Source organism: Massilia sp. X63 (assembly GCF_041023745.1).
In the GTDB taxonomy this organism is placed as follows: domain Bacteria; phylum Pseudomonadota; class Gammaproteobacteria; order Burkholderiales; family Burkholderiaceae_D; genus Telluria.
In genome coordinates this window covers 266,990-283,780 of sequence record NZ_JBFTEF010000006.1, presented here as the reverse complement: position 1 = coordinate 283,780, position 16,791 = coordinate 266,990, and the positions used below count along the sequence as shown (strand labels likewise).

General features: G+C 65.2%; 16 protein-coding genes, 1 tRNA gene and 1 pseudogene. 11 read left to right on the top strand and 7 right to left on the bottom strand.

Features of this window, described 5'->3' with window-relative positions; genetic code table 11:
• Nucleotides 1-9: 9 nt before the first annotated feature.
• The 3 genes from AB3347_RS14710 to AB3347_RS14700 all read right to left on the bottom strand — a co-directional run bounded on the left by AB3347_RS14710 (nt 10) and on the right by AB3347_RS14700 (nt 2,142).
• Entirely contained in the window at nt 10-1,131 is a 1,122-nt protein-coding gene (locus tag AB3347_RS14710; protein ID WP_369092549.1) for a M14-type cytosolic carboxypeptidase, read from the bottom strand.
• A 132-nt stretch (nt 1,132-1,263) separates the two neighbouring features.
• Nucleotides 1,264-1,629 (bottom strand): hypothetical protein, encoded by a 366-nt coding sequence (locus AB3347_RS14705; protein ID WP_369092548.1) that lies wholly within the window; start codon nt 1,627-1,629, stop codon nt 1,264-1,266.
• 204 nt (nt 1,630-1,833) lie between these two features.
• On the bottom strand, nt 1,834-2,142 hold the full coding sequence (locus AB3347_RS14700) for a KGG domain-containing protein (RefSeq protein ID WP_159703246.1): 309 nt from the start codon (nt 2,140-2,142) through the stop codon (nt 1,834-1,836).
• 329 nt (nt 2,143-2,471) lie between these two features.
• Here AB3347_RS14700 and AB3347_RS14695 point away from each other — a divergent pair, with 329 nt between their 5' ends.
• The 10 genes and pseudogenes from AB3347_RS14695 to AB3347_RS14650 all read left to right on the top strand — a co-directional run bounded on the left by AB3347_RS14695 (nt 2,472) and on the right by AB3347_RS14650 (nt 10,462).
• Nucleotides 2,472-3,146 carry a hypothetical protein gene (locus AB3347_RS14695; protein WP_369092547.1) on the top strand — a complete coding sequence of 225 codons (675 nt, stop codon included), beginning with the start codon at nt 2,472-2,474 and terminating at the stop codon, nt 3,144-3,146.
• The gene (locus tag AB3347_RS14690) at nt 3,143-3,460 is read left to right on the top strand and encodes a hypothetical protein (protein WP_369092546.1); all 318 of its coding nucleotides are present in this window, start codon (nt 3,143-3,145) and stop codon (nt 3,458-3,460) included. Before AB3347_RS14695 ends, AB3347_RS14690 begins: the two co-directional genes overlap by 4 nt.
• 212 nt (nt 3,461-3,672) lie before the next feature.
• A complete protein-coding gene (locus AB3347_RS14685) occupies nt 3,673-4,671 on the top strand; it encodes a glycosyltransferase family 2 protein (RefSeq protein WP_369092545.1) in 999 nt (332 codons plus the stop codon).
• A gap of 7 nt (nt 4,672-4,678) precedes the next feature.
• Nucleotides 4,679-5,204 (top strand): annotated as a pseudogene (locus tag AB3347_RS14680) (glycosyltransferase).
• Entirely contained in the window at nt 5,201-6,598 is a 1,398-nt protein-coding gene (locus AB3347_RS14675) for a glycosyltransferase (RefSeq protein WP_369092544.1), read from the top strand. The pseudogene AB3347_RS14680 and the gene AB3347_RS14675 overlap by 4 nt, the downstream one beginning before the upstream one ends.
• A gap of 7 nt (nt 6,599-6,605) precedes the next feature.
• Entirely contained in the window at nt 6,606-7,352 is a 747-nt protein-coding gene (locus AB3347_RS14670) for an SDR family oxidoreductase (RefSeq protein WP_369092543.1), read from the top strand.
• Nucleotides 7,349-7,912, top strand: a complete 564-nt coding sequence (locus AB3347_RS14665; RefSeq protein WP_369092542.1) for a D-glycero-alpha-D-manno-heptose-1,7-bisphosphate 7-phosphatase — start codon at nt 7,349-7,351, stop codon at nt 7,910-7,912. The genes AB3347_RS14670 and AB3347_RS14665 overlap by 4 nt, the downstream gene beginning before the upstream one ends.
• A complete protein-coding gene (locus tag AB3347_RS14660) occupies nt 7,909-9,171 on the top strand; it encodes a glycosyltransferase family 9 protein (RefSeq protein ID WP_369092541.1) in 1,263 nt (420 codons plus the stop codon). The genes AB3347_RS14665 and AB3347_RS14660 overlap by 4 nt, the downstream gene beginning before the upstream one ends.
• A tRNA-Pro gene (locus AB3347_RS14655) sits at nt 9,162-9,238 on the top strand. The genes AB3347_RS14660 and AB3347_RS14655 overlap by 10 nt, the downstream gene beginning before the upstream one ends.
• 348 nt (nt 9,239-9,586) lie before the next feature.
• Nucleotides 9,587-10,462 (top strand): aspartyl/asparaginyl beta-hydroxylase domain-containing protein, encoded by an 876-nt coding sequence (locus AB3347_RS14650; RefSeq protein ID WP_369092540.1) that lies wholly within the window; start codon nt 9,587-9,589, stop codon nt 10,460-10,462.
• A 447-nt stretch (nt 10,463-10,909) separates the two neighbouring features.
• Here AB3347_RS14650 and udk read toward each other — a convergent pair whose 3' ends face one another.
• Nucleotides 10,910-11,551: a uridine kinase gene (udk, locus tag AB3347_RS14645; RefSeq protein ID WP_369092539.1), complete on the bottom strand. Its 642-nt coding sequence runs from the start codon at nt 11,549-11,551 to the stop codon at nt 10,910-10,912.
• 115 nt (nt 11,552-11,666) lie between these two features.
• Nucleotides 11,667-13,562 (bottom strand): MFS transporter, encoded by a 1,896-nt coding sequence (locus tag AB3347_RS14640; protein ID WP_369092538.1) that lies wholly within the window; start codon nt 13,560-13,562, stop codon nt 11,667-11,669.
• Between the two features lie 275 nt (nt 13,563-13,837).
• Between AB3347_RS14640 and AB3347_RS14635 the strand changes: the two genes are divergently transcribed.
• Nucleotides 13,838-14,020 (top strand): hypothetical protein, encoded by a 183-nt coding sequence (locus AB3347_RS14635; RefSeq protein ID WP_369092537.1) that lies wholly within the window; start codon nt 13,838-13,840, stop codon nt 14,018-14,020.
• Between the two features lie 135 nt (nt 14,021-14,155).
• Here AB3347_RS14635 and AB3347_RS14630 read toward each other — a convergent pair whose 3' ends face one another.
• Together AB3347_RS14630 and AB3347_RS14625 are read right to left on the bottom strand one after the other, a co-directional pair.
• A complete protein-coding gene (locus AB3347_RS14630) occupies nt 14,156-15,475 on the bottom strand; it encodes a homoserine dehydrogenase (RefSeq protein ID WP_369092536.1) in 1,320 nt (439 codons plus the stop codon).
• A 48-nt stretch (nt 15,476-15,523) separates the two neighbouring features.
• Nucleotides 15,524-16,750, bottom strand: coding sequence for a pyridoxal phosphate-dependent aminotransferase (locus AB3347_RS14625; protein WP_369092535.1), 1,227 nt, complete (start codon nt 16,748-16,750; stop codon nt 15,524-15,526).
• Nucleotides 16,751-16,791: the final 41 nt, after the last annotated feature.

The window sequence follows — 16,791 nt, the reverse complement described above, 5'->3', positions numbered from 1 at the left end:
GGCGGCGCCTCAGTCCAGCGTCTGCAGGATCGGCTGCAGGATGGCCGCGCCCAGCGCCGCGCTGCGGGCGCCGTTCCAGCCGGTGTGCGGGTCGGGCAGGTTGGCGTTGTCCTTGAACGGCATCTCCAGGGTCAGCGACAGGCACTTGAAGGTGTGGCCGATGTACTTCGAGGCCAGGGTCAGGAGCTCTTCGTTGTACTTGCTGGCCGCGTAGCCGTACACGTTCTGGAAGTCCGGGCTGGCCGCCATGTAGCGCTCGATGAAGGCGTTCTGGGTGGCCAGGCGCTCCGGCGTGAAGTCGGCCAGCATCTCGCTGCCGGCCACGAAGTTGTACGGCAGGGCCTCGTCGCCGTGGATGTCGAAGAACATGTCGACGCCGGTCTCGTGGATCTTGTTCTTCACGCACAGCACTTCCGGGCTGCGCTCCAGCGAAGGCGTCATCCACTCGCGGTTGAGGTTGGCGCCGGCCGCGTTGGTGCGCAGGTTGCCGCGCACCGAGCCGTCCGGGTTCATGTTCGGCACGATATAGAACACGGCGCGCGCGAGCAGCTTGCGCGCCACCGGATTGGCGCTGTCCAGCAGCGCATCCATCATGCCCTCGACGAACCATTCGGCCATGGTCTCGCCCGGATGCTGGCGCGCGATCACCCAGATCTTCTTTTCCGCCTGCGGGTTGCCGATCACGACCAGGTTCATGTCGCGGCCGTCGATCGTGGTGCCGATGTCGTGCACGCGCGCGATCGGGTTCTCGGCCACTTCGCCCAGCAGGCGCAGGTGGCGTTCCCAGGTGTAGGGCTCGAAATAGGCGTAGTAGATGCTGTCGAGTTCAGGCGTATGGTTGATCGTCATCACCTGGCCGTCGAAGCTGGTCGGCACGCGGAACCAGTTCTCGGTGTCGTAGCTGGCGGCGACCTGGTAGTCCTCGAAACCCTTCGGGTAGGTGGCCTGGCCCGCGTTCAGGATGCGGATCGCGCAGGCCTGGCCGCGCGCGCCCTGCAGGCGGAAGTGGAACCATTGATGGATGTCGGCGTGCGAATCCTTGCGCAGGTTCAGGTCGATCGCCTTGGGGCCGTCGACCCGGAGGACCTCGATGGCGCCGGAGTCGAAGGTCTGGCTGATTTTGATGGGCATGGCGGAATCCTTCATTGTCCGTTCAAGAGAAGCGCATCATACGGGGATGTAGCGTGCGATGCGCCAGGTTGGCGGGCCGCGACGCGGGCGGCCCACCCTGCCCGGCCTGCGCCGGTGCACTGCCTGATGGGATTACTGCGCGTCGAGATCGATCAGGTCCTTGGTGTACATCATCATGATCTGGCGCATCAGTTCGACGTTGCTGCGGTCCAGCACGACGGTCAGGTCTTCCTTGCTGTCGAGGGCAAAGTGCATGCGCAGCGCGCCCGGCATTTCCTTGCACTGGACGTACTGGGCGCGCGGGGTATAGGGGTTGTCCCAATCCTGTTGCGTGATCTGCGGGCCGGCCGGGGGGGCGACGAGGTTCGGGTCCCGGTTTGCCGGCAGGTGCTTCAGCAGCCAGAACACGATGGAGGCCGGTACATAGATGCCCAGGTCGCTGGCGCCCTTGTTGGAGAACTTGACCAACAAGAGATTGCCGACGCGATCGCAGGACATGGACATGCTCTTGACTTGACGAATTACCGCAGGTTTCACGACGATATTCCTAGGGAAAAGGTTGAAAAAGGCGCAGCGATTCTACCGCATCCCACCATCGCGTTGTGTGGTATCCGTGGTTCGAAAAACAAAACGGGGAGCTTGCGCTCCCCATTGTCGACTTGCTGCCGCCTCCTGCCGCGCGGGAGGGGCTACACGGCGTGCTTACTCTTTCGAGCCGCGACCGCCTTGCGAGTTGCGGCCGCCCTTGCTGGAGGCTGCGCGCGACGGGCCGCCCGAGCCGGCGCTGGCCGACTGACGGTTGCCGTGGCTCATGCTGCCGGCACGGCGGGCTTCTTCCGAGGTGAACTCGTGGGCCGTTCCCTTGGCGTGGGCGGCCTTGCCGCCCTGGCTGGCGATTTCACGCTGGCGTGCAGGGTCCATCGAAGCGAAACCGCGGTTGCGGGTGCCGCTGCTCTGGCTGTTTCCGCCCTGATTGCTGCCCTGCTTGTTACCTTGATTACCTGAGGCCATGATGATTTTCTCCCTTGTACGCATATGAACCGCCGCGTCCTGCGGCAGGCGTGTTACCGATCAAAACCGAAGCCCGATGAGTGACCGGCGAAATCATCTTAGGTAGCACTGATGAATGCCGGTATAGGACGCTTTCAGATGACTTTGTAGGACTTCACGCGACAGAAAATGCATTAATGAAATTGTACTTCCAGTAGTCAATAAACCCTTCAGTATCCGTCCTACACCGCATTCCTACGTCTTCCTATACTGTGTTCAAGGGTGTACGCGCATCATGGCAACATATGCGGGGCGCATGCCCCTGCAAGGACACAGCGAAAGGAGTGGACATGGACGCGAACCAACGTAGTGAGTTCAACAACCAGACCAATAATGGCGCCAACGAGAAATGGACGCCGGGCGCCAAGGGCAATACCCAGTCCGGCCCGCTGGACCATACCTATCCGCAAGAACCGGACCGGCAGGCCATCCGCGGCGAAAACGAAATGCGCCCGACCGACGATCCGGCGCGCATGGGGCAGCAGGAAGTGGCTGCCGAAGACGGGGGGCGCGTCGACGACGAAACCACCCTGCCGGGCCCGGTTCCCGACGACCTGCCCGGCGGCTCGCTGCAGAGCCAGCAGACCGGCGGCTCGGGCCCGCAGCAGGGCATCACCGACAGCCACCAGCGCCAGATGGAACAGCATTCGGGCGCCTGGGGCCTGCTGGAGCAGCCGGTCGGCCACCGCGACAAGCATTCCGGCACTGACCTGCGCGCCCATCCGGCCAACCAGCAGGGCCATACCCAGGACACCGAGCGCATGAACCCGCACGACGCAAGGCAACCCGAACTGCAGGGCGGGTCGCTCGGCCCGCAGCACGGCGTGGCCCCAGGCACTTACCAGTCCCAGGGCACGACTGCCCAGGTGGGCTACGGCAACAGCCAGAGCGACACGGCGAAGGGTCCGGGTACCGGCATGGCGATTGGCCCGAACGATACCAAACAGCAAAGGAGGGAACGATGAGCCAGCAAGAGAACCAGAACCGGCAGTCAAGCACCGACCGCAGCGGCTCGCAGACCGGCCCCGGCGGAAGCGAAGGAAAGGCGGAGCTGCACAAGTCGAACGACTCCGCCGGCGGCCTGCCGCGCAGCCCGGGCAACAGCGGCCCGCGCACCGAGGACAAGAGCTGGAAGCCGGGCCAGAGCATGCAGAACGTCCCCGATCCGGTGCACGAATCGAACGACGCCGCCGGCGGATTGCCGAAGAGCCCGGCGGGCGCCAACCGCCTGGCGGGCGACCGCAAGATGGACGACGATACCGGTTTCTCGCGCAAGTGAACTAGCGTAGCCCGGTTTCCCGGGGAAGGTGGCCCTGCCGCCCTTCCCGCTCCACGCCCCAGCCTTCAGGCCCCATCCGGGCCGATCATTGATCCACCTCCAAGCCGCAACACCCTGAGGGAACCCATCCGTTCCCGTCCGACTCCAACCGCACTCAACACGCCCCGTCGTCCGCACGCCGCGGTGGCGGCGCCTGTGACTGGAGACGAGACATGCCTGCAACGACGGATGACGCAAGGATCGCGGTTTCGGTGGTGGTGCCCGCCTGCGGCCGCATGGATCTGCTCGACCGCTGCCTGGACGCCCTGCTGCGCCAGCAGTTCGATCCGCATCACTACGAAATCATCGTCGTCGACGACGAGCCCAACCACAACACCCTGCACCTGGTGGCCGGCTGGCGCACCCGCACCCTCGAGCGCGGCCCGCGCCTGTCCTACGTCGCCAACCCGGGGCCGGTCGGCCCGGCCTCATCGCGCAACCGCGGCTGGCGCGCCGCGCGCGCGCCGATCGTCGCTTTCACCACCGACGACGCCGTGCCGGAACCCGGCTGGCTGGCCGAAGGCATGGCCGCCTTCGGCGACGAGATCGACGTGGTCTGCGGCAGCATCCAGACCCCGATGCCGGCCCGTCCCACCGAATACCAGCGCAGTGCCCACAGCCACGAGGAAGCCGATTTCACCAGCGCCAGCTGCTTTTTCCGCAAGACCGCCCTGGCCCGGCTCGACGGCTTCGACGAACGCTTCAGCGTGCCGCGCGGCAGCGATGCCGACATGTATTTCCGGCTGCTCGAACACGGCGTCGCCGTCGTGCATGCCCCACGCGCGCTCGTGGTCCACCCGCTGCGGCCGGTGCCCTGGGGCGCCAGCCTGCTGCAGATCCGCCACGCGGTCTTCGACGCCCTGCTCTACAAGAAACACCCGGCGCTGTACCGCCAGCGCGTCGAGCCGCGCCCGCGCTGGGACCATTACGTCGTCGTCGGCGTGCTGCTGCTGGCGCTGGCGGGCCTGCTGGCCGGGCTGCCGGTGCTCGCCGGCCTGGCCTTCGCCGCCTGGCTGCTGCTCACCGGGCGCCTGTGCGCGCAGCGGCTGCGCGGCGTGGCGCACACGCCGGCGCACGTGGCCGAGATGGTCGTCACTTCGGCGCTGCTGCCGCCGCTGGCCGTGTTCTGGCGCCTGGCCGGCGCGGTGCGCTACCGTGTCCGCTTCGCGTGAGGCCGCCATGCGCAGACTGAAAGTCCTCACCTGGCACACCCATGGCGCCTACCTGCATTACCTGTCGCACGCGCCGCACGATTTCTACGTGCTGTCCAAGCCCGGCCATCCGCCCGGCTACGGCGGGCGCTGCGGCAGCATGCCATGGCGCGACAACCTCATCGAGCTGCCGGCCGAGCGGGCACGCCAGCACGAATTCGACTGCATTCTGTTCCAGGACGTTCCGCTATTCGAGCCTCGGGCTGGCCGGCATCGAGGCCATGATGGCAGGGCTGCCCGTGGTCGCCCTGGCCACCACCGAAATGGCGACCGTGGTCGAGAACGGCGTGTCCGGCTACGCCGCGACCGACCTGGCCAGCCTGATCGGCCACATGCAGGCCTTGCTCGACGATCCGGCGCTGGCCCGTCACCTCGGCGAGGGCGCCCGCCGTACCGCACGCGACCGCTTTTCGATCGGCCGCTTCAGCAGCGACTGGGATGCCGCGCTGCGCCACGTCACCGGCCTGGGCACGACACGGCAGGAGCAAGCATGAAACTCAACGAAGTCCAGGCCGCGGCCAGCGTGGCGTCCGCGGCAGCCCAGGCGGCGCCCCAGGCACTGCCTTCCCCGCCGCTACCCGCGCTACCCGCGCTGCCCGGCGGCGCCGCGCGCCACCGCATCGCGATCATCAGCGACCACGCCTCGCCGCTGGCCGCGCCCGGCAGCGTCGATTGCGGCGGCCAGAACGTCTACGTGGCCCAGCTCGCCCGCGAACTGGCGCGCGCCGGGCACCTGGTCGACGTCTTCACCCGCCGCGACGCCGCCGAGCAGCGGCCGCTCGTGCACTGGTGCGACAACATCCGCGTCATCCACGTGCCGGCCGGCCCGCCGCGCTACCTGCCCAAGGAGCACATGCTGCCCTACGTCGACGCCTTCTCGCGCCACGTCGCCCGCTTCGCGCGGCGCCAGCCGGTGGCCTACGACATCGCGCACGCCAACTTCTTCATGTCGGGCATGGTCGCCCAGCACCTGAAGGCGACGCTCGGCCTGCCCTTCGTGATCACCTTCCATGCGCTGGGGCGGGTGCGCCGGCTGGCGCAGGGCACCGCCGACACCTTCCCGATCGCCCGCATGCGCATCGAAGCGACGCTGATGCGCGCGGCCGACCGCATCATTGCCGAATGCCCGCAAGACCGCCACGACATGGAGCGGCTCTACGGCGCGCCGCTCTCGCGCATCGTGATCGCGCCCTGCGGCTTCTCGCCTGACGAACTGTGGCCGGTGCCGATGGCCGAGGCGCGCGCCCGCCTGGGCCTCGAGGCCGAGCGCTTCATCGTGCTGCAACTCGGGCGGATGGTGCCGCGCAAGGGCGTCGACACCGTCATCCAGGGCGTCGCCATGCTGCGTCACCGCTACGGCGTCGATGCCCAGCTGCTGGTGGTCGGCGGCGATCCCGGCGGCGCCAACGGCAGCCACCCGGGCGACAGCGTCGAGCTGGGTCGCCTGCGCAGCGTGGCGGCCGATCTCGGCGTCGGCGCCCACGTGCGCTTCACCGGCCAGCAGCCGCGCGCCGCGCTGCGCGACTACTACAGCGCCGCCAATGTCTTCGCCAGCACGCCCTGGTACGAACCCTTCGGCATCACCCCGGTCGAGGCGATGGCCTGCGCCCGACCGGTGATCGGCGCCGAAGTCGGCGGCATCAAGAGCACCGTCAACGACAGCGTGACCGGCTTACTGATCCCCTCGCGCGACCCCGCCGCGCTGGCCGACCGGCTGGCGCGCCTGCAGCGCCATCCCGAGCTGGCGCGCGCGATGGGCGAAGCCGGGCGCCGCCGCGCCTGCGAGCACTACACCTGGCGCCACGTCGCCACGCAACTGGCCGCCATCTACACCGACGTGCTGGACACCACCCGCCCGGCGGCGCAAGCCGCCATCCTTCCGACCTGAGGAGCCCATGAGCACCACGACGCTGCACCACCCTTCCCTGCAGGGCAAGGCCGTACCGATCACCGGCGCCGCGGGCGGCCTGGGCGCCGCACTGGCGCGCCGCCTGGCCGCGTCCGGCGCCGGCATCTTCGGGGTCGACCTGCAGGCCGCGCGCCTGGCCGACAGCATGGCGCAGCTGCGCGAACAGGGCGTGCAGGCGCACGCGCTGGGCGTCGACATCGCCGATCCGGCCGCCGCGCCGCGCATCGTGGAACACGCGCTGGGCGTGCTCGGCCGTCTCGACATCCTCGTCAACAATGCCGGCACCGACGTCACCCTGCCGATCGCCGAGCTGCCCGACGCAGACTGGCTGCGCGTGATGGGCACCAACCTCACCGCCCCCTTCCTGCTGTCGAAATACGCGGCCGATGCGATGCGCCGCCAGGGCGGCGGGCACATCGTCAACATCGCCTCGACCGCCGCCAAGCGCGCCTGGCCCAAGGCCAGCGCCTACCACGCCAGCAAGTGGGGCCTGCTGGGCCTGTCGCATGCGCTGCACGCCGAGCTGCGTCCCGACAACGTCCGTGTCACCGCCGTGATCGCCGGCGGCATGCGCACGCCCTTCCTGCTCGAACGCTTCCCCGAGCTCGACGCCGACAGCCTGCAGGATCCCGCCGACGTGGCCGACGCCATCCGTTCGGTGCTGGTGCTGCCGCCGACCACCGTCGTGGCCGAACTCACCGTCCTGCCGCTGCGCGAAACCTCGTGGCCATGAAAGCGATCTTCCTCGACAAGGACGGCACCCTGGTGGACGACCTGCCCTACAACGTCGAGCCGCGCCGCATCCGGCTGGTGAGCGGCGCCGGCGCGGCCCTGCGCCTGCTGGCACGGCTCGACTACCGATTCTTCGTCGTCACCAACCAGTCCGGCATCGCGCACGGCTGCTTCGGCGAAGAAGCCATGGGACCGGTCGCCGACCGCCTGGCCGACCTGCTGTTCCGCGAAAACCTGGCGCTGGCCGGCTTTTATTACTGCCCCCACCATCCACTGGGCACCGTCGGGGACTATGCCGTGATGTGCGCCTGCCGCAAGCCCTCGCCCGGCATGCTGCTCAAGGCCGCCAACGACCACGCCATCAACCTGCGCGAATCCTGGATGATCGGCGACATCCTGCACGACGTCGAAGCGGGCAACCGCGCCGGCTGCCGCACCCTGCTCATCGACAACGGCAACGAGACCGAATGGCGGCTCGGCCCGCGCCGCGTCCCCACCCGCATGGCGCCCGACCTGTATGCGGCGGCCACGCTGATCGCCGCCCACGAGGAGCTTCGGTGAGCAATCGCTTGCCGCCTTCCTGGCGGGGCGCGCGCCGCATCCTGTGCGTGCGCCTCGATTCGCTCGGCGACGTGCTGATGTGCACGCCGGCGATGCGCGCCCTGCGCGCCTCGATTCCGGGCTGCTACCTGACCCTGCTCACCTCGCCGTCGGGCGCGGCCGCGGCGCCATACATCCCCGAGCTCGACGCCGTCATCGGCTACCGGGCGCCGTGGATGAAGCACGCACAGCCGGCCACCCCAAGCGCATTGCAAGACTGCGCAAAACGACTGACCGACGGGCCGGCCGTACCTGGCGCCGGGCGTTTCGACGCCGCCGTCATCTTCACCTCGTATTCGCAAAGCCCGCTGCCGGCCGCGACGCTGTGCCACCTGGCCGGCATCCCGCTGCGCCTGGCCTCCTGCCGCGAGAACCCCTACCAGCTGCTCACCGACTGGGTCCCCGAGCGCGAGCCCGAACGCGCGACGCGCCACGAAGTGCAGCGCCAGCTCGACCTGGTCGGCCACGTCGGTTGCACCACCGCCGACACCGCGCTCTCCTTCGCCGTCCCGGGCGCGGCCGCGGCGTGTGTGAAAACCATGCTCGAGGCGGCCGGAATCGACCCGGCGGCGCCCTACCTGGTGCTGCATGCCGGCGCCAGCGCCGCCTCGCGCCGCTACCCGATCCGGCACTGGCAAGACCTGCTCGGCATGCTGGGCGCGCGCTTTGGCTTTCCGCTCATCCTCACCGGCGACCAGGGCGAACGGGAATCGCTGCGCCCGCTCACCGAGACCCGGACCGGGCCGGTGCATTCGCTGATCGGCAAGCTCGGCCTGGGAGAACTGGGCGCGCTGATCCGTTCCTCGCGCCTGCTCATTACCGGCAATACCGGACCGGCGCACATCGCCGCCGCTGTCGGCACGCCGCTGGTGGACCTGTACGCGCCGACCAATCCCCAGCCCCCCCTGGCGCGTCGCGCACCGCCTGCTGTTCCACGACGTCAGCTGCCGCAATTGCCTGCGCAGCCGCTGCCCGCAAGGACACCACGCCTGTCCCGAAGCCCTGGCGCCAAATACGGTATTGGAGGCGGCCGCCGAGCTGCTGGCAAGCGCCCCGGAACAGCCGGCGCGCACCGCGGATGCGGCCCTGGCCTTCGCCTAACCGGGTCCGTATTGACGCTGTCCACATGCGAAAGCGCAAAAGACTGGGCGCAAACGTATAACAAAAACTCAAGTATTCCGACGAGCTCTGATATAATTTCGGAGTTCGTCGGGGCGTAGCGCAGCCTGGTAGCGTACCTGCATGGGGTGCAGGGGGTCGGAGGTTCGAATCCTCTCGCCCCGACCAACAAAATCAAACACTTACAGCGAAAGCTGTACAGATCAACAGTAGTGTATATTAGATGGTCATCTAATATAGACGCCATCTCAAACGATCCGCCACACGTAAATTTCAGGCTTGTTAGCCCGATGATGCATCGGTACTTTCGCCTATGGACGTGATGGTTCATCTCCACCCTGGGCCAGAAGTGACGCTCATATAGTTCCCAGCCATTGACAAAGTTACATCTTTTATGCAACTGAAAACCGGAAGTCACAAATTGACAACAATCAGCATTGTCTCGCAGTCAATTTTGTGTGAAGATGCTTCGAAGAGCCAAGCATCATTCCCTCAACGATTCCGGAGACAACGTGAATGTACACGTACCAAGAATTTTGTGAGCAATATCTTCTGGCATATGCACACAAAGGGGGCGTTAAGGTCAAAGCACTAGGTCGCATTGATCCGCAGTGGTTCGAAGAACTCAAGAAGGAGGTTGCTTGGATTATCGGCGGCCAACCTTCCTCTAACGTTGGTGACAAAGCTCATACAACTTATTGGACGCAACCACAAGGATCCGCACGGCAGTTCTCGCTCTACAACGCGACTGGCAAGAGTGATGAGTTCCTAACGGATTTTGCCCCTCCAAGCAAGGTGCCAAAAAAGCTAACCTTCCCCGACTTGGCCGCCATTTCGAGGTTTGCTGCACTGTTTGGGAATGACCTTGTTAATTTGCGTCTAAACGGCCTCGGTTCCAGTTCGCGACTCTCGCTGCATGAAGAGAGTCCAATTACTGCAACGCCATCAGGGCGCACGTTCCGTGTACGCTTCCACCTTCCAATCGTGACAAACGATGCTGCAAGGATGCTACTTGACGGTGAAGAATTTCACTTCGAAGCTGGCAATCTCTATTTCTTCCATCACGGCTGCGTCCACGCTGCGCTTAACGAGTCGGACAGTCACCGCTATCACTTCGTTCTCGACTGTGAACTAACACCTAAGTTGTTCCATAAACTATTTGCAGGTATCAGTAACGAACCTGGCTTCATACCGTTTACTGAAACCGAATCAACTCTTCTTTCCAAGGGAACTGCAGTCGAGTTTGGCGAATTTATTACCGAAGAAGGAAAGAGAATTACCGGAATTAACTATGGGCGTCGGGTGCCACGAGCAACCGACTGGTATCGCTCAAATTACCCCTCTGTGTTCGGTCGGATAGATAAGCTATTCAGCTCCTCAAAAACGGCCTAAGCTGTTAACGCTTGGGTAGGAGCTGGCGAATGCTATCTTGCGCTTCTATCCGAGCGCGCCGTTTTAGGTGGCGCGCTTGTCTTTAGCTTGGGAAGCCGCACATAGAATTGCTCAACCATGCGGGCTGCTGACCGATTCTTGCTCCACAATATCGCTTAAGATCATCGGCTAAAGCGCAGTATTCATGCGGCGCTTGTTGCCTTTGTGGAACAATTCTACTGTGTTCATCAAAGCCCACCAGCACCCGACATCGAATTTAACCCAGCCGAAGGACAGGCTGAGCCTCCCCTGGCGCACTACTTCAGCAACAAAGGGGATCCGTTCAAGTCGGTGTTGCCGGCGCTGACGGATGGCGGCGCGGAAGAGCGGGTGCCCGCTGGCTACAAGATTCCGATCAGGTCAACCCGCAAGTGGTGGAGGCCCGGAACACCGGGCCATCAGACAGGATCAGGGCCGCTTCAGCTGCCCGATGACGCTCGCCACCTTGGTGGTGATCACATCGACTGCCGGGCCATTGGCGCCGTGCGGCAGGATGACGTCGGCGTGGCGCTTGGTCGGCTCGATGAACTGCTTGTGCATCGGGCGTACCGTTTCCAGGTACTGGATGACGATGCTCTCCGTCGTGCGGCCGCGCTCGGCGATATCCCTTTGCATGCGGCGGATGAAGCGCACGTCGGCCGCGGTGTCGACGAAAATCTTCAGCGACATCATCTTGCGCAGGTCCGCGTCATACAAGGCAAACAGGCCTTCGATCACGATGACCGGGGCTGGCTTGACGGGAATGGTCTTGCTGGAACGGTTGTCGATCGTGAAGTCGTACTCCGGCATCTGGATCGTTTCGCCATTGCACAAGGCCTGGACGTGCTGCACCATCAAGGGCCAGTCGAAGGCTTGCGGGTGGTCGTAGTTCTGCTTGCGGCGGACTTCCGGACTGAGGTCGGATTGGTCGCGGTAGTAATCGTCCTGCATCACGACCGACACCATCTCGGTGCCGAAGGAAGCAAGCACTTGCTGGGTCACCGTCGACTTGCCACTGCCGCTTCCGCCGGCGACACCAATGACAAACGGGGAGAAAGAAATCTGATTCATCCCCGAATGATACCGGAGCGGCGGCCGAACCGACAGGCCGTCGATCCAAAATGCAGCCTTCGGCAAGCCTGCCGGGCCTGCCCGGGCTTGCCGGCGTGCGCGGGCAACACCCCGCCTACTTCCACTCCCCCCGCAAGGCCAGCACCTGCTGCTGCAGATACTCCGGCGAGGCCGCCTCCGGCGCCACCGGCTGTCCTACCGCCAGCGCCAGCCGCGAGCGGATGCCGCGCGCGAAGGAGCGCTCGAACAGGTTCGACGGGTCGCGCGTGAACACGCTGCCCCACAGGCCGCGCAGGGCCATCGGAATCACCGGCACCTTGTTGCGCTCGACGATCTTGGCGATGCCGCTGCGGAATTCGTTGATCTCGCCGGTACTGGTGAGCTTGCCCTCGGGGAAGATGCACACCAGTTCGCCCTGGTGCAGCGCCTCCGCGATGTCCACGAAGGCCCGCTCCATCATGAAGGGATCTTCCTTGGCCGGCGCGATCGGGATCGCCTTGGCGGCGCGGAAGATCCAGCGCAGGAAGGGCGTCCTGAAGATGCGGTGGTCCATCACGAAGCGGATCGGGCGCGGGCTGGCGGCGCCGATGACGAGCGCGTCGACGTAGCTCACGTGGTTGCAGACCAGCACCGCCGGGCCTTCGTCGGGGATGCGGTCGGCGTCGATGGTGCGCACGCGGTAGCCGGTGTGGATCAGCATCCAGGCCAGGAAGCGCATCAGGAATTCCGGCACCAGCGAGAAGATGTACGCGGCCACGCAGGCGTTCAGCAGCGCCGTCACCAGGAACATCTCGGGAATCGTGAAGCCCTGCCCCAGCAGCACGATCGCCACGCCGGCGGCGGCCACCATGAACAGCGCGTTCAGGATGTTCATGCCGGCAATGGTGCGCGAGACGTGTTTCTGGTCGCAGCGGGTCTGGATCAGGGCGAACAGCGGCACGATGAACAGGCCGCCGAACACGCCGATCAGGACCAGGTCGAACATGATGCGCCATGCGCCCGGCAGGCCCAGCAGGGTGAGCGCGCCCACGGTGGCGGCGCCGTTGAGCTCCGCATAGGCCACGCTGGCGAAATACAAGTCGATGCCGAACAGCGACAGGCCGATCGAGCCGAAGGGCACCAGGCCGATCTCGACCTTGTGGCCGGACAGCTTCTCGCACAGCAGCGAACCGGCGCCGATGCCGAGCGAAAACACGGTCAGCAGCAGCATGATCACGCTGTGGTCGCCGTGCAGGTAATCCTTGGCGTACAGCGGGAACTGCGACAGCAGCAGGGCGCCGTAGAACCAGAACCAGGAATTGCCCAGCATCGACAGGAACACGGTGCGGTTCTGGCGCGAGAATGCCAGGTTGCGGATCGATTCGGCAAACGGGTTGCGGCTGATTCTCAGCTCCGGCGCCGGCGCCGGCGACGGCGGGATGCGCCAGCTGGCCGCCAGGCCCAGCACCGCGCACAGCAGGGTGCCGCCGGCGACCAGTTCGATGCCCCAGGGTTTGACCCCGACCAGCAGGGTGCCGGCGACCTCGCCCAGCAGGATGCCGACGAAGGTGCCCATCTCGATCACGCCGTTGCCGCCGACCAGTTCTTCGGATTTCAGGTGCTGCGGCAGATAGGCGTACTTCACCGGGCCGAACAGGGTCGAATGCAGGCCCATGCCGACCACGGCGGCAACCAGCACCCACAGCGTGTGGGTCAGCCAGCCGATGCCGGCCACCAGCATGATGGCGATTTCCAGCAGCTTGACGAACCTGGCCATGCGCGCCTTGTCGAACTTGTCTGCGACCTGGCCCGCTGTCGCCGAGAACAGCACGAAAGGCAAAATGAACAGGCCGGCGATCAGGTTGTTCAGCATGCCCGGGTCGGCGGTGGTCCAGTTCGCCGTGTCGAAGGTCAGCGCGACCAGCAGCGCGGTCTTGAACAGGTTGTCGTTGAAGGCGCCAAAGAACTGGGTCCAGAAAAAGGGGGCGAAGCGGCGCTGGGTCAGCAGGGAAAACTGGCTCGGTTGGCTCATGCGGGTCGGCTCGGGCTTGGATCGTGAACAGGAAGTGGTAATCTACAGCAGGGACTGGCAGCAGCACAAAGCAATTGCTCGGCCTGCGTATTGCGTTGCCGATACTAATACGTAAAGTCTCGACTGGCGATACCGGATGGGTAAAAAGCATAGACCGTCGCGCCGTTCAAGCGGCGTACGGTGTCAAGCCCCCGCTTTGATAAACTTGGTTGAAACGTCTCAAGCGATCGTACAGACGGCAGAATTGTGCAGCGCAGCGCAGGTAGAATCCACGGATGACTCCTGCCGACTTCCTCCTCCGCTACGCCAGCGTGACAACCGCGCTGTTCGACCACATCGAACACGACATGCTGGCCCTGTCCTGTGCGTTCATCGACGATGACGAAGCCTCTCCACCGGCATGGCACGAGGTGCTGCCGCCGCCTGCGCGCCAGCCGCAGGACATCCCGCTCACCTGAACCCGGCCGGGACGGCGGGCGCGCGACCCCAAAAAAAATGATTCGAATTTGCGACAGATGCCGCAAAATTCGAATCATGTTTGCGCCTTGCCTGCCGGGAGGGCGCAAGCTGCGCCGGCCCGACCACGGGCATGATCAGGCCAGCGTTTCCAGGCGGATACGCGTAACCTTGCCGATCACCGCCGGCAACTGCTCGATCTTCGCGATCGCCGCGTTGATGTTCTTCTCGCGGGTCTGGTGGGTCAGCATGATGATGTCGAGGTTGACCTGGTTGCCCGGCTCCTTCTGCAGCACCGCGTCGATCGAGATGCCGGCGTCGGCCAGGATGCGGGTCAGGTCGGCCATCACGCCCAGCTGGTCCTTCACGTAGACGCGCAGGTAGTAGCTGGTGGTGATCTCTTCCATCGGCACGATGGCGACGTCGGTCATCTGGTTCGGCTGGAAGGCCAGGTGCGGCACGCGGCAGTAGGGGTCGACGGTGGCCAGGCGGGTCACGTCGACCAGGTCGGCGATCACGGCCGAGGCGGTGGGTTCCGAGCCGGCGCCCTTGCCGTAGTACAGCGACGCGCCGACGGCGTCGGCCTGTACCAGCACCGCGTTCATCGCACCTTCGACGTTGGCGATCAGGCGCGCCGCCGGGATCAGGGTCGGGTGCACGCGCAGCTCGATCCCTTCGCCGCTTTCGGTATGGGTGCGGCGCGTGATGCCCAATAGCTTGATGCGGTAGCCGAGCTGCTCGGCATACGAGATGTCGCGCGCCTGCAGCTGGCTGATGCCCTCGATGTAGGCCTTGTCGAACTGCACCGGGATACCGAAGGCGATCGCCGACATGATGGTGAGCTTGTGCGCCGCGTCCACGCCCTCGATGTCGAAGGTCGGGTCGGCTTCGGCATAGCCCAGTTCCTGCGCCTGCTTCAGCACGGTGGCGAAATCGAGGCCCTTCTCGCGCATTTCCGACAGGATGAAATTGGTGGTGCCGTTGATGATGCCGGCCACCGATTCGATCCGGTTGGCGGTCAGGCCTTCGCGCAGCGCCTTGATGATCGGCACGCCGCCGGCCACGGCCGCCTCGAAGGCTACCGTCACGCCCTTTTCCTGGGCCGCGGCGAAGATCTCGTTGCCGTGCAGCGCCAGCAGGGCCTTGTTGGCGGTGACCACGTGCTTGCCGTTGGCAATCGCCTGCAGCACCAGCTGGTGCGGCAGCTCGTAGCCGCCGATCAGTTCGACCACGATGTCGATGTCCGGACTATTGACCACTGCGAACGGGTCGCCCACGACCTCCACGCCGGCGCCGACGATCCCGCGCGCGCGCTCCAGGTTGCGCGCCGCCACCATCGTAATCTCGATACCGCGGCCGGCGCGGCGCCGAATGTCCTCCTGATTGCGTTGAAGAACGTTGAAGGTGCCGGCACCGACGGTGCCGATGCCCAGGAGGCCTACTTTGATGGGTTTCATGATCTCGTATCTCGTTAATCGACCAAACTAAGGTTCGACCGTGCCACCTCAGCGCCCGTGGCGTCGTCGGTAGCCGTCCAGGAAGCGTGCGATGCGTCCGCAGGCGTCCGTCAGGTCGTCGGAATTAGGCAGGAACACCAGCCGGAAATGGTCCGGGGCGATCCAGTTGAAGCCGGTGCCTTGCACCAGCAGCACTTTTTCCTCGGATAGCAGTTCGCAGATGAACTGCTGGTCGTCCGTGATCGGGTACATCGCCGGATCGAGGCGTGGGAACATGTACAGCGCAGCTTTTGGCTTGACGCAGGACACGCCCGGAATATCGGTCAGCAGCTTGTGCGCGAGGTCGCGCTGTTTCAACAGGCGTCCGCCGGGGCCGACCAGGTCGGCGATGCTCTGGTAGCCGCCCAGCGCGGTCTGGATCGCGTACTGGCCCGGCGCATTGGCGCACAGGCGCATCGAGGCCAGCATGTTCAGGCCCTCGATATAGCCCCTGGCGTGGCGTTTCTCGCCCGACACCACCATCCAGCCGGCGCGGTAGCCGCAGGAACGGTAGTTCTTCGACAGGCCGTTCAGGGTCAGGAACAGCACGTCGTCGGCCAGCGAGGCGATCGATACGTGCTCCTCGCCGTCATACAGGGTCTTGTCATAGATCTCGTCGGCGTAGATGATCAGGCCGTGCTGGCGCGCCAGCTCGACGATCTCGAGCAGCACCTCGCGGTGGTACAGGGCGCCGGTCGGGTTGTTCGGATTGATGACGACGATCGCGCGCGTGTTCGGCGTGATCTTCTTGCGCATGTCCTCGATGTCCGGCAGCCAGCCGCTCTGCTCGTCGCACACGTAGTGCACCGGGGCGCCGCCCGCCAGGCTGACCGCCGCGGTCCACAGCGGGTAGTCCGGCGCCGGCACCAGCACTTCGTCGCCGTTGTTGAGCAGGCCCTGCATGGCCATCACGATCAGTTCCGAGGCGCCGTTGCCCAGGTAGATGTCATCGATGCCCACGCCGGCGATGTTCTTGCCCTGCGTGTAATGCATCACCGCCTTGCGCGGTGCAAACATGCCCTTCGAGTCGGTATAGCCGGCCGCGCCATGCATGTTACGGATCATGTCGTGCACGATCTCATCGGGTGGATCGAAACCGAACACGGCCAGGTTGCCGATATTCAGCTTGATGATCTTCTGGCCGTCGTCTTCCATCTGACGGGCCTTTTCCAGGGCCGGGCCACGGATTTCGTAGCAAACATCGTCCAGCTTGTTCGATTTCAGGATCGGTCGCAAAGTGTCCCCTGTGAGGTATGGCGGGCGCACCCCCTTGGCGA